Consider the following 13,023-nt stretch of genomic DNA (forward strand, 5'->3'; position numbering starts at 1 on the left):
ATACAGAGCATGACTCGCCTGCCCGTTGCCGGCGGAGCCGGGTTCGTCGGCGTCAACTTCGTCCACTACACCGGTCGGCACTTCCCGTGGCACGAGATCACGGCCGTCGACGCGCTCACGCACGCGAGCCAGCACGGCTCCCTGGATTCGATCGCCGACGCCTGATGAGATCGGCTGAGCGCTCTGTGTGGGCGGAACTGTCGGACGGCATGCGGGAGGGCGTGGCGCAGCGGTGGCACGTGCTCCGTCTCATGCCGCGCGGCGGCCCGGTGTTGGTCAGCCTAGCGCTGTGTGTGCAGCTCGTCGCCGGCGTTCTACCGGTGCTGTTCATCTTAGTGACGGCACAACTGGTGGCGTCCGTCCCGGCGGCTGTCGTCGACGGCGTCGACTCGGCCTCCTGGGACGTGCTGCGGGAGCACCTCGTCGTCACGGCGGTCGTCTTCTTCGGCATCCAGCTGCTGCTGCCGGTTCAGGCTCATCTTGGGGAACGTGTCGCGTACCGGGTAGACAATCACGTCCATGACCGGCTGATGGCCGCGTCGTTCACCGGGGGCGGGGTGGCGGTCCTCGAGGACCCGGAGGCACTCGACGAGATCGTCGACGCGGTCAACCTGCTGCGCATCGCGGAGTTCACGCCGGGCGCGGCCGTCGCGGGCTCCGTCGCCCTGGTGTCCCGGTACGTGCAGGTGATCCTGGCCGCGGTCGCCGGAGCGGTCGCTTCCGCCTGGTGGGCAGGGGTCCTCCTGCTCGGCGCCGCCCTCGTGCTGCGGTTCGGGTACCGGCTCGGCCTGACCGCGTTCGGGCGCATCTACCGCTCGCAGGCGCGGGCGCGGCGCCGTCGCTGGTACTTCCGCGATCTGCTGACGCGGCCCCCGGCGGCGAAGGAGATCCGCCTGTTTGGATTGCTCGCCTGGGCGCAGGATAGCTACACCGCCGCGACGATGTCGAACGCACGGCCCGTGTGGCAGGCGCGCCGGCAGATCTTCTACGGACCGTACGTCGTGTACACGCTCGTGGCGTGCGTCGCGTTGACCGCGACGCTGGCGCTGGTCGCGGGCGCGTCCGCGGCGGGCTCGGTCACGATCGGCGCGTTCATGGTCGTCACGCAGGCGGCGCTGTCGGCGATCCGGATTGGAGGCTTCATCGCCGAGGCGGATACCCAGACCGACCTGGGCACGCTGAGCTACCACCGGGTACGACGGTTCGAGGAGATCACGACGGCAGCCGACGCGGCGACGCGGTTCGTCGGCGCCGCCGGCGACCCGGCCGGCCGACCTGGCAGGGAGATCCAGTTCTGCGACGTCTCGTTCCGGTACACCCCGGATGGCCCGGACGTTCTGGACGGCCTTGACCTCACGATTCGGGCGGGGGAGTCGTTGGCCATCGTAGGGCTCAACGGTGCCGGTAAGACGACGCTGGTGAAGCTCCTCGCGCGGCTCTATGAACCGACCGGCGGCGCGATCCTGGTGGACGGCGTGGACATCCGGTCGTTCGCCGTCGGCGCGTGGCAGCGCCAGCTGGCCGCGATCTTCCAGGACTTCGTCCACTTCGAGCTGTCGGTACGCGACAACGTCGGGTTCGGCGCGGTGGATCTCGCCGGCGACGGGGCCTCGTTCGACGCGGCGATCTGGCGGTCGTTGGACCGGGCGGGCGTCGGTGACACCGTCCGGCAGCTACCCCGGCAGCTCGACACGGTGCTGTCCCGGCAGTACGAGGGTGGCGTCGACCTGTCAGGTGGTCAGTGGCAACGCATCGCGATCAGCCGCGCGCTGCTCGCGGTCGACGCCGGGGCCCGCGTCCTCGTGCTGGACGAACCGACCGCAAACCTGGACGTCCGGGCGGAGGCGGGTTTCTTCGAGCAGTTCCTTGCCCTGACCAAAGGAGTGGCGAGCATCGTGATCTCGCACCGCTTCTCGGCCGTACGCCGGGCGCACCGTATCGCCGTACTCGAGAGCGGGCGGGTCGTCGAGTGCGGCTCACACGACGAGCTGATGGCGATGGGCGGCCGGTACGCGGACCTCTTCACCCATCAGGCGGACCGGTTCAGCGACGATGACGAGCCGACAACGTGCGAGCAGGCAGAGGGGGTACGACGATGAGCGGGCTCCTGTCGGGCATGTGGGATGTCCTCGCCTCGAGCTGGCGGGCGAGCCGTCGCCGGCTTCTCGTGTCCGCGGTGCTGATGGCCGTCGGCAGCATCAGTGGTCCGCTCGTGGCGCTGTTTCTGGCAGCAAGCACCAACGCGATCCAGCGGCACGACCTCCGCCTCGCCGTGCTGGCGGCCGGGGCGGTCGCTCTGACCGCGCTCTGCGCGCTCACGATGGACCACTTCGCCCACATCTTCTTCTTCGAGCTGAAGGACATGCACACACTGCGGGTAGAGCAGGAGATCGGGGACCTGGCGCAGGGCACGCTCGGTCTGCAGCAGCACGAGCGGCGGGACTTCGCGGACCGGCTGGAGCTCGTGCGCAAGGAGGGCGGCTCGATCGGGCAGGCCGTGCAGACAGTGCTCAGTACGGGCACACTGCTGGTGCAGATCACGCTGACGGCCGTCCTGCTCGCCCGGGTCGAGCCTTGGTTGCTGCTCCTGCCCGCGTTCGCCGCACCACCGCTCGTTGCCGGGCGTTGGGCGGACCGGCTCCGGGAGCGCGCCGAGCTCGCCGCGTCCGAGCAGGCCCGGCTCGGCTGGCACCTCACCGAGCTGGCCGTCAGTCCGACGGCGGCCAAGGAGGTGCGGCTGTTCGGGCTTCAGGCGACGCTGCGGCAACGCCAAGCCTCTGCCCGCCGCGGCGTCGAACGCCGGCTGCACCGCGCCGAGACCTGGGCGCTGCTGCTACGCCTCGGCGGGCAGCTCGCGTTCGCCGTGGGGTACGTCGGCGCGGTGGTGCTGGTCGTCCGGACCGCGATCACCGGCCAGCAGTCCGTGGGCGACGTCGTCCTCGTGATCACGCTGGCGGTGCAGACGAACGCGCAGGCGGCCAGTGCGGTCGCGATCGCGAAGGACCTGCAACGCAACGGGCGCACGATGAGTTGGTTGCGATGGCTGCGCACGGAGGCGGAAAGCGGTGGTGCCGTGTCGGGGGAGCTGTCCCCGCCGCCTACGATGCGCCGGGGGATCGACCTGCTGGAGGTGGCGTTCCGGTACCCGAACGCACATCGCGACGTGCTGCGCGACGTGACCGTGCACATCCCGGCCGGATCGGCCGTCGCCGTGGTGGGCGACAACGGTGCCGGCAAGTCGACGCTCGTCAAGCTGCTGTGCCGGTTTTACGAGCCGACGTCCGGCCAGATCATGGTGGACGGCGTACCGCTGTCCGCGATCGATCCACAACTATGGCGCGCTCGCCTCGCCGCCGGCTTCCAGGACTTCGTGAGATTCGACGCGCCCGCTCGCCGCAGTGTGGGACTCGGCGATCTGCCTCGCGCCGACGACGACACGGCGGTGCGTGCCGCGGTGCGCCGCGCCGACGCCGACGCCATTGTCGACGGGCTCCCTGACGGGCTGGACACGCACCTCGGGCAGGCGTACGAGGAAGGTATCGAACTGTCGGGCGGTCAATGGCAGAGGATCGCGCTGAGCCGGGCGATGATGCGCGAGGGGCCCCTGTTGCTGCTGCTCGACGAACCGTCGTCGGCGTTGGACCCATTGGCCGAGCATGCGATCCTCGAACGCTATGCCGCCTCCGCGCGTGCACTGGGTGGCCGGTATGGCGGCATCACCGTGCTCATCTCGCATCGGCTGTCCGCTGTGCGCATGGCGGATCTCATCCTCGTCGTGAGCGATGGTCGCATCGCGGAGTCGGGAAGCCACCAAGAGTTGATGACGCTGGGCGGAACGTATGCGGAACTGTTTTCGTTGCAGAGCTCGGCCTATCGGTGAGCAACGTCGCTTGTCAAACCGTCGCCGGTGAGTGCCTCGGTCAGCTGCTGCGGGAGTGGGCGTCAGCCGCCTGACCCGCGAGTCCGGCCACGTGCTCGCTGTAGTCGTCCACGGCGTCTCGGGCAGCCCGCAACGCCAGGTGCATCCGATGTAGCGGCTCCAGCGCGTAGCCGGACTGGCGCCACGCGTCAAGCGTCAGACCGAACCCGAGGTGCTGCCACAGCTCCGCGTTGCGTTGCTCGTGCCCGCCGAACGGATCGAGGAAGATCGCCGGCGTGGCGGACCAGAGGGAGTCGAGCAGCGTACCCCCGCCGGGCTTGCTCACCGTCGCCACCGCGTGCCGGGTCACCTCGAAGGAAGCGTGACGACCGGTGCCGCGCCGATAACTCACCGATCCGTCGGGCGCGAGCCGCCCGAACGGCGGGTACCCGTCGTCCAGCCACGGATGCCAAGCCGGGTCGATCATCCAGTGCCGGATTCCCGGGTCGTCCGCGCTCACGTCTCGCGACTCGTACGCGACGACGTCGAGCTCGAACCCGGCATCGCGCAGCGTCGCCACCTGATCGCGGTATGTTCCGATGCCCCAGCCCCCACCGTGCAGGAGCAAGCGGGAACGCGCCGACCAGGCGACCACCGGCTCGTGTGTGACCGGGATCGTGCACGGCAACCTCCCGGTCTGCGCATCGGCGAGCCACACGTGCCGTACGGGGATGCCCTCCACCCGGTGCGACGTCGACGGCGACAGCACACTGTCAACGTGGCACACGTCGACGGCCAGTGGCTGCGACGACGTCCGCGAGTAGCGGGCCAGCACGTCCAGCCAGAACCCCGAGAACACCACGAACCGTCTGACGTCCTGTGCCCGCCACCGCGCGAACAGCGCCTCGACGCTCGCCTGCGACGCCGCATCCGCCGGGTTCGAGGCGAGCTTCTGGCCGGTCAGCGCGGTGCGGAACGCACGGTGGAACGCCCACTTCATGCGGTCCGTGGTGGCCAGCTTTTCCGGGGGCAACAGCCGTTCTAGCACGTCCACCCGGGCACGCATGCCGCGCTCACGCAGTCGGTCGGCCAGCAGCAGCCCGGGCACGTGGACACCGAGCGCCACCCCGGACGTGAGGATCGCGATCACCGCTGGTCCAGCTCCGTCAACGCGGTCACGAGGTGCTCGGCGATCACCTTCGTGAACGGGTCCCGCTCCGGGTCCGGTACGCCGCGCGGGACCATCTCCACGAGCATGATCAGGTAAAGGTATGCCCGGTACAGAGCAAGGCGCGTCCGGGTGCTGTCGTCAAAGGTGAGCCGACCGCCGGCGTGGGCGTACCCGGCGAGGAACTCCGTGTCGCTGGCGATGTCCGCGAACAGCGCCAGCGACACCATCTCGGCGACCGGATCTCCCCAGAACGAGCGCTCACCGTCAATGATCCCGCCGATCCGGTAGCCGTCCTCGGTGTGATCGACCAGGACATTGCCGGGCCACAGGTCGAAGTGGACGAGCACGGGATCGGTCACGTCATCGAGCACCGCGGTGCATCCTGCGAACAGTTCCCGGATCTGCTCGACAGACCGCGGGAGGGCCGGCTGGAAGGTCTCCGCGTCCGCGAGGAGCCCGGCCGTCATCGCCTCGAACGCGGTCCGCCACGTCGGCGACAGGCCGCGCTGCGGGTATCCGAAGCCGTCGCCGGTCACCGCGTGCAGTGCCCCCACGTGAGCCCCGAGCTCGGACCGCAGCCGCCCGTTGTCGGCGGTGCTCAACTCCCCGCTGAGGGTGTGCCAGTCGGTGCCTGGGCGGTGCGTCATCAGCAGCAGGTCGCGGTCGACGACCGTCCGGGAGTAGTCCGCGTGGACGACCGCCGGCACCGGCAGTCGACCCGCGCAGGCCCGGTAGAAACCCTCCTCCGTCGCCATGATGCCGGCCTCGTAGCTCAGGCGCGGTGCCGACGGTTCGGGAGCGATCTTGAGGACCAAGTCGTCGCCCTCGCGGCGCCGGATCCGGTATGCCGCGTTGTACGTGCCGCCGGTCAGCGGCTCCGCGCCGACGCCGTCGGGCGCGTCGAGCCCCGCGTCGGCGAGGATCCTCGACAGGGCTTCCGGGGTCAGACTCATGCCCGCTCCTTCACGCGGACGCGCCGGGCGTCCTGGTAGATGGCTGCCATCGAAGTGATCCGCGCACCGAACTGGTTTGCGGCGGCGGACGCGTCCACCGGACCGCCGGCCAGCAACTTCCGCACGTTCGCGAGTTGCCGGTCGTAGTACGCGACCGGCGGGAACGACCGGACCTGCCGGGTCCCGTCGGCGAACCGGATCGCCAGGTTCAACGGCAACGCGCCCGCGGTCGGGCGCAGGAAGTGACGCAACCGGACCGCCGCGTCGTCGAAGACGAACTCGTGTTCCGCGACATGAGGCTCGCCGACCTGCGCCTGCAGTACCGCGGTGACTCCGTTGCCGACGGCTAGCGTCGCGCGAAACTCGCGGTCCACGCCGTTCGGGCCGTCGAACGCGGAGGCTCCCGTGCCCCTCGCCGGCTCGAGTCCGACGACCGCCTGTACGGCCTGCAGCCAGTAGCTGGCCGTGTCCAGGAAGATGCCGCCGCCGAGGTCGACGCGGTCGCGGTAACCGCCGGGTCGTGGCGGGGCGAAGCGCATCCGGGTACGGATGTGGCGCAGCGATCCGAATGGCCCGTCGGCGGCCATCGCCCGTACCGTGTCCTGCCACGGATGTCCCGCTGTCGGCACCGCTTCCACGACCGCGACGCCGGCCGCGTGGCCGGCGTCACGCAGGTCTTCCGCCTCGGCGGGCGTGAGGCAGATCGGCTTCTCCACGACGACGTGCTTGCCGGCGCGTGCGGCCGCTAGCGCCCACCGGTGGTGGGCGGAGTTGTGCAGCGACACATACACGACGTCGACGTCTGGATCCTCGACGAGCGCGGAGTAGCCGGCGTGCACCCGCGGGATGTCGTGCTCCCGCGCGTAGACGGCGGCCCGGTCCGGATCGCTCGCCGCCACAGCCACCACGCGGAAGTCCGGGGTGCGCCGGCTCGGCGCGATGACGGCCCGTGCCGCGATCCCGGTGGCGCCGACGAGCCCGATGTCATACGGCACGCTGGACCCCCGGAGTGGTAAACCCGCGTGTAGCGAGTGCTGCGGTGACCCGCACGGACAGATCGGCGGGGTCCGCGTCGCGACGGTCGAGCAGGGCCATGTGGACCCGTCCGCTCGGCGCGGAAAGCGTGCTGCCGGCCAGCACGAGGACCCCGGGGGTGTCACCGCCGTCGTACTCGAGCCCATGACGGTGCAGTGCATCCACCACATCGTCGATACCGAGTCCTGGTGCCACCCGCAGCGTCCGGTCGACGAGCCGGCACGTCAGGCCGAACTCGCCGAACCGTCGGTCCAACGTCAGACAGAGCAGGCCCATCGACCGCCGGGCGTTGACTTCGAACACCGGGATCAACGTGTCGTCGACGAGTAACGCCGAGTCGATCCCGACCGGTCCCCGATATCCGGCGGTGACGAGCCGCTCGCCGACGGCGGCGACAGTCTCGAAGTACCCGCGTTTCGTCAGCTCGCGGACGAACCCGGCGCTGGCTGGCGCCGAGCCGGCGTACCGGAAGCCGACGTTCCGCATGACCTGTACGCCGAGCACGTCCACGGTGCCGTCCGAGCCGACCGTCAACTGGGTGGAGAAGTTCGTACGGCATTCGTACCGGTCCTGCACCAGCAGCTCGATCCTGCGCCCGTCGGCACACTGCCGGTCGAGAGCAGCACCGATCCGCTGCAGCCGGCGAGCGTTGTCGATCTCGAGCATGCCCTTGCCCGACACCCCGAACGGGTCCTTCACGACGGCCGCGCCGTCCCGCGCCGACACTTCCGCGATCAGCTCGGACGTGGAGCGTACGACCGTGGCGGTCCCGGCGACGCCCAGGTCGGTCGCCACCGCGTTCGACCACACCTTCGAGTTGACCTCGGCGGCCGTCCCGGCGGCGGGCAACTGCTGGGCGTGGCCGACGTAGCCCGCCAGCGCCGAGGTGTCCGGTAACACCGCGTACGGCGCGAGAGACCGACACGATCGCAGGTCGGAGCAGAGCGCCGGGTCACGGCGGACGAGTGCCTCCGCGGTGTCGCCCTCCGCGTCGACGTCGGGGCCCAGGTAGTGGTGGGTGAAGTCAATCCCGGCCGCTGCGAGGCTGGCGGTCAGGCCGGCCGCCATCGGCGCACGGGTGATCAGCAGGTCGCCCGGGGCGCAGAACGCCGCCAGCAGCTCGTCCATCGACGCGACGGACCGACCGTCGGACATGCCGACGGCCGGGAGTTCCGCGAGGTCAGCGGGCCGCCACCAGCGCTCTGCGTCGAACGTGCCCAGGTGTACGGTGCTGAACAAGTTCTACTCCGGTGCCGCGCCGCGCAGTTCGCGCACGTACTTGGCGAAGTGCCGCACCGAACGGAGGTCGTCGAGCTGCAGCGACTCGTAGTCGAGTTCCAGGTCGAACTCGTCCTCGATGCCGAGAAGTAACGAGATCATCTGCAGCGAGTCGATACCGTAGTCGTCGACGAGGTCCGCGTCGAGATCCAGCTCCTTCGACGTCACACCATTGGCCAGCACGCGGGCGAGAACCTGGCTGATCTTGGTCTCGACGACGTCCACGTCAGACTCCGTTCAGGTAGAGAAGAATGCACTTGGAGCAGACCGGCATCATGCCGGACTCGGCGAGCGTTTGGCGGACCCGACGGAACTTCTCGCTCTGCCATAGCTCCTCGACGGGCGAGTCGTACAGGTTGCCGACGACGAACTCCGGGAAGAACTTGCACGAGCTGACCGCGCCGTCCGCGTGGACCTCCATCCGATTGGAGACGGCGAGGCACCTGCTGCGGCGCTGCGCCGGGCGCGACGTACCGAGGATGAAATCCTCGACCTCGTCGGCCTCCAATTGCGGCTGGTAGCGCACCCGGACGTTCCACCTGCGCTCGGCCAGGCGGCGCATCGACTCCTTGAGGACCGGCAGTAACTCGGGCGGAAGCTGGTACGTGTACGAATGCCAGGTCGGGCGCTTGGTGCCGGTGCTCGGCTCCAGCCAGGCGAAGGACTGTTCGTAGAGCTCGTCCATGGCGTGGGCTACCTCGGGACTGATGTACCAGGGGAACTGGAAATACACCGTGTTGACGCCGAGTTCCTCGGCCCACTCCATGAACTCGAACATCTTGTAGACGGTGGCGTGCGTGACCATGCAGGACAGCGAGATCTCGCCGTCGAACCGACCCGCACGCTTGAGGTCGAGCATCATCGTGATCGCGTCGTGGGTGCGGCGGAAGGTGCCCTTGCCGCGCAACGCCTCATGGTCCTCACCGAGGCCGTCCAGGCTGACGAGAAGGTTGAGGTTCTCGCCGATACGCAACAGGTCGTCGAGCTTGCGCTTGAACAGCAACCCGTTCGTGCACATGTTGACGGTCCGCGGATACCTCTCGATCAGCTTGGCGACCTCGCCGAACCGGGTGTGCATCAGCGGCTCGCCGCCCCACAGGAACAGCTTCGACTTGATCGGCGCCGTCGTGCGAAGCACGTCCTCCACCACGCCCAGGTCGAGCTCGGTCCGCTGACGGTCGACCGAGAAGTCCCGGAAGAACCCTTGATCGTTCCACTGATAGCAGTGGGTGCAGCGCAGGTTGCAGCGATAGGTGAGTTGAAGGCTGACCTCCTGCGGCAGGGGAGCTGCGTACCCCGGGTCGCTGAGCTGACTCCGGCGCGCGCCGGAGCGGATCCGCACCGAGTGCTTGATGTCGGCGAACTCCTTGGCGTTCAACCGACGAGTCGTTTGTGGATGCACGCTTTTCCCCTGTTCTGCGTGATCAGAGGCGGCGATCTGCGCGATGGCGCAGTCCGTCCTATATGTACTTCGGGGCCTCCTCGGCGGGCGCCCGCACGTATGCTAGCCGCCCGGCGCCCTCAGCCGTGTACCCATGTGGACAGTGAGAGACGGGGAATTGATGAAGAGCGGATTCAGCTTCGCCCGGCGTGGCATCGCCTTGCTCGGGGTCGTTGTGCTCGTCGCGACGTCGGCCGCTTCGGCTTCGGCCCATGACGGCGACCGGACGTCGGCCGTGCGGGCTTCTCTGACCGGTGGTAAGGCACGTAATGTCATCCTGCTCGTCGGCGACGGGATGGGCGACAGTGAGATCACCATCGCGCGGAACTACCACGTCGGCGCTGCCGGACGGCTGTCGATGGACTCGCTGCCGCTGACCGGCGCCTACACGACGTACTCGGTGCAGCGCGACAAGCCCCACCTTCCCGACTACGTCGCCGACTCGGCGGCAACCGGCACCGCTTGGGCCACCGGGCGCAAGACGTACGATGGAGCCGTCTCCGTCCTGCCCGACGGCACGCCCGCGCCGACCATTCTGGAGCTCGCCAAGCGCGCAGGCTACCGCACGGGCAACGTCACCACGGCGGAGTTGCAGGGGGCCACCCCGGCGGTGCTGATGTCCCACGTGACGTTCCGGCACTGCAAGGGTCCGGAGTCGATGAGCGCGTGCCCGACGAACGCCCGCGAGAACGGTGGCGCCGGTTCGATCGTCGAGCAGTCGATCGCCACGCGGCCGGACGTCATGCTGGGCGGCGGCCAGCGGTACTTCGACCAGATCCTGCAGGCCGGCCCGTACGCCGGACAGCCTGTCATGCGGGAGGCGACCGCCGCCGGCTACCACGTCGTCACGGACGCCGCCGGTCTCGCCTCCATCGGCTCCACGAACCGGAACGTCCCGCTGCTCGGCGTGTTCGCCACCAACGACTTCCACTGGGACATGGTCGGTCCGACCCCCACACCGACCGGCACCGCGCCGTCACGCTGCACGGCGAACCCCGACCGCGACCCGCGTCAGCCTCGGCTCGCGGACATGGCGACGACCGCGATGAACCTCCTGGAACGGCAGTCGCGAGACCACAACAAGGGCTTCTTCCTGCAGGTCGAGGGCGCACTGATCGACAACGGTGGCCACGGCGCGTACCCCTGCGGCCAGATCGGCGCCACGATCACGTTCGACGAGGCCGTGGCGGCCGCGCTGCGGTTCCAGAAGCGCAATCCCGACACGTTGGTGGTGGTCACCGCGGACCACGGACACACCAGCCAGATCGTCGAGGCTGGCAGCACGACCCCCGGAGGCACCGTCACGCTGCGAACGAAGGACGACGTCGACATGACCATCAGCTACGCCACCGCTGCGCTGACCGAGGCCCAGCAGCATACCGGCACCCAGGTACGGATCGGCGCGTCCGGTCCGCAGGCGGCCAACGTACTCGGCGTGACGGACCAGACCGACCTGTTCCGCACCCTGAGCCGAGCCCTCGGCATCCGCTGAGACCACGAGCGGCCGGGCCGCAGACACCAGCACAGGGAGAAGCATGGGGACGCCACCATCCACCCGCGACGTCGCCTTGCCGTTCCACGGCAGCCGCGGTGGGACCGGCCCGCTCACCTGGGGCCAGCAACACATGTACCAGATCCTCAACGACCTGTACCCCGAGAGCAGCGGCATGAATGTCGTCGTCGACGTCCCGCTGCGCGAGGGACTGCGGCAGTCCGACGTCGCGGATGCCCTGCGCACTCTTGTCGAGCGGCACGAGGCGCTGCGCACCATCTACCGGTCCACCTCCGACGGCGTACGGCAGGAGGTCATCCGGTCCGGGACGATCGTGCTCTCGGTGCTGGACGCGCCGGCCGTCACCGACGAACTGCGACGAGATGTCCGGGAACGGCTGGCCACCGGCCCGTTCGAGCTCGACCGGGAGCCCGCGCTGCGCTCGTGCCTGCTGACCAGCGGCGGCGAACCGCGCCACCTGACGGTCGTCTTCTGCCACCTCGCCTGCGACGCGATCGCCGTTGACGTCGTGCGGTCCGAGCTCGCTGCGGTATCGGCCGCTTCCCACGGCAGACCGCCGCCCGAACGGGTCCACCAACCACTGGAGCAGGCAGCGTTCGAGGAGTCACCGGCAGGCGTACGCACCGCCGAGCGCTCCTTGCGGTACGCCCAGTCGATCCTGCGCGCCATGCCGCAGACGATGCTTCCCCGGGAGCCGGTGTCGTACGAGGAGCCCCGCTTTCGGTACCTGCACGTACGCTCCGAAGCGCTGGCTCTCGCCGCGAACGCCCTTGCCGCACGACATCGCCTCAGCTCCCGGGCGGCGGTAATCTACGCCGGGCTGACCACCGTGGCGGGGTACGCGAACGGGTTGACCCGCTCGTTCCTCCAGCTCATCGCGGCGGGCCGGCTGCGCGAGGAGACGCACCACGCTGTCGGTTCGTACTCGCAGGAGGCATTCGCGCTCGTCGACCTGGCGGACGCCGACATGGACGAGGTCATCCGCCGGTCCGCACGCACGATCCTGTGCGCGGATCGCTTCGGCACCTTCCCGGTGCCCGAGCGCGCCGAGCTGGTACGGGCCGTCGAACGCGAGCGCGGCGTCCGCGTGAGCCATCCCGGCGGTTCGCTGAATTACGTCAACCGGGCCAGGGGCGGCGTGACCACCGACCGACCGACTGCCGCGGCGCTCGCGGCGGCGGCTTTGCGGACGACATGGCAGTGGATCGACGGCGACAACAGCGCCGGCTGTGCCTACCTGCTGCACGCCCTCGACAACGGGTTTGCGTTCGACCTCAGGTTCCTCGTCGACACCACGGTCATCCCGGTTGAGGAGGCAGCTGCGTGGCTGCGGTCGGTCGAGCGTCTGCTCTGCCGCGCGGCGGTGACCGAACTGCCGCTCGCCGAGCTGTCACCCTGGGTCGACGTCGTACCGCCGTCGCGGGGTTCCCGATGGCGGCTGGTGGACTCATCGTGGATCGACCTGCACGCGGTCGCCGATGTCGTGCGGTCTGCCGGCGCCGTGCAGCGGGTCGACGTGTTCGTGGACGGCACCGAGCTGGTGGCGTACCTGGCCGCCGACGCGCCTGTCGACCTCGTCCGGCTTCGCGACTCGTGCCAGGCGGCGCTCGCCGGTCGCCGTACGGCAATGGTTCCGCACCGGTTCGTCGTGTGCGCGGACGCCCCGGCGGTGTCCGACCCGAGTGCCTGGCGCACCCGCCGGACGGTCGCCTCGGGCTCGGGCCATTCCGGCGTACCCACGGGTAGTGCCGTGTCGCGTGCGGGTAGGTGACG

Annotated in this window: 11 protein-coding genes; 5 read left to right on the top strand and 6 right to left on the bottom strand. The window is 69.5% G+C overall.

Features of this window, described 5'->3' with window-relative positions; all coding sequences use genetic code 11:
• Positions 1-9: 9 nt before the first annotated feature.
• From AB0M36_RS07670 to AB0M36_RS07680, 3 genes are read left to right on the top strand one after another with little or no spacing between them, the layout of a single operon-like run.
• On the top strand, positions 10-165 hold the full coding sequence (locus AB0M36_RS07670; protein WP_364153931.1) for a hypothetical protein: 156 nt from the start codon (positions 10-12) through the stop codon (positions 163-165).
• 20 nt (positions 166-185) lie between these two features.
• Positions 186-2,099 carry an ABC transporter ATP-binding protein gene (locus AB0M36_RS07675; protein ID WP_364153933.1) on the top strand — a complete coding sequence of 638 codons (1,914 nt, stop codon included), beginning with the start codon at positions 186-188 and terminating at the stop codon, positions 2,097-2,099.
• On the top strand, positions 2,096-3,880 hold the full coding sequence (locus tag AB0M36_RS07680; protein WP_364153934.1) for an ABC transporter ATP-binding protein: 1,785 nt from the start codon (positions 2,096-2,098) through the stop codon (positions 3,878-3,880). Before AB0M36_RS07675 ends, AB0M36_RS07680 begins: the two co-directional genes overlap by 4 nt.
• 40 nt (positions 3,881-3,920) lie before the next feature.
• Here AB0M36_RS07680 and AB0M36_RS07685 read toward each other — a convergent pair whose 3' ends face one another.
• Genes AB0M36_RS07685 through AB0M36_RS07710 form a run of 6 tightly spaced genes read right to left on the bottom strand, consistent with a single transcriptional unit; the run spans position 3,921 to position 9,674 of the window.
• A complete protein-coding gene (locus AB0M36_RS07685) occupies positions 3,921-5,009 on the bottom strand; it encodes a hypothetical protein (RefSeq protein WP_364153936.1) in 1,089 nt (362 codons plus the stop codon).
• Positions 5,006-5,983, bottom strand: coding sequence for a phosphotransferase (locus tag AB0M36_RS07690; protein ID WP_364153939.1), 978 nt, complete (start codon positions 5,981-5,983; stop codon positions 5,006-5,008). Before AB0M36_RS07690 ends, AB0M36_RS07685 begins: the two co-directional genes overlap by 4 nt.
• Complete coding sequence (locus AB0M36_RS07695) at positions 5,980-6,978, bottom strand: Gfo/Idh/MocA family oxidoreductase (protein WP_364153941.1); 999 nt, start codon at positions 6,976-6,978, stop codon at positions 5,980-5,982. Before AB0M36_RS07695 ends, AB0M36_RS07690 begins: the two co-directional genes overlap by 4 nt.
• On the bottom strand, positions 6,968-8,257 hold the full coding sequence (locus AB0M36_RS07700; protein WP_364153944.1) for a hypothetical protein: 1,290 nt from the start codon (positions 8,255-8,257) through the stop codon (positions 6,968-6,970). The genes AB0M36_RS07695 and AB0M36_RS07700 overlap by 11 nt, the downstream gene beginning before the upstream one ends.
• Before the next feature lie 3 nt (positions 8,258-8,260).
• Positions 8,261-8,521 (bottom strand): acyl carrier protein, encoded by a 261-nt coding sequence (locus tag AB0M36_RS07705; protein ID WP_364153946.1) that lies wholly within the window; start codon positions 8,519-8,521, stop codon positions 8,261-8,263.
• 1 nt (position 8,522) lies between these two features.
• Complete coding sequence (locus tag AB0M36_RS07710; RefSeq protein WP_364153948.1) at positions 8,523-9,674, bottom strand: radical SAM protein; 1,152 nt, start codon at positions 9,672-9,674, stop codon at positions 8,523-8,525.
• Between the two features lie 184 nt (positions 9,675-9,858).
• Here AB0M36_RS07710 and phoA point away from each other — a divergent pair, with 184 nt between their 5' ends.
• Positions 9,859-11,229 (top strand): alkaline phosphatase, encoded by a 1,371-nt coding sequence (gene phoA, locus AB0M36_RS07715; RefSeq protein WP_364153951.1) that lies wholly within the window; start codon positions 9,859-9,861, stop codon positions 11,227-11,229.
• Positions 11,230-11,272: 43 nt separating this feature from the next.
• Positions 11,273-13,021 (top strand): condensation domain-containing protein, encoded by a 1,749-nt coding sequence (locus tag AB0M36_RS07720; RefSeq protein WP_364153954.1) that lies wholly within the window; start codon positions 11,273-11,275, stop codon positions 13,019-13,021.
• Positions 13,022-13,023: the final 2 nt, after the last annotated feature.

Source organism: Actinoplanes sp. NPDC051346 (genome assembly GCF_040682215.1).
Taxonomy (GTDB): Bacteria; Actinomycetota; Actinomycetes; order Mycobacteriales; family Micromonosporaceae; genus Actinoplanes.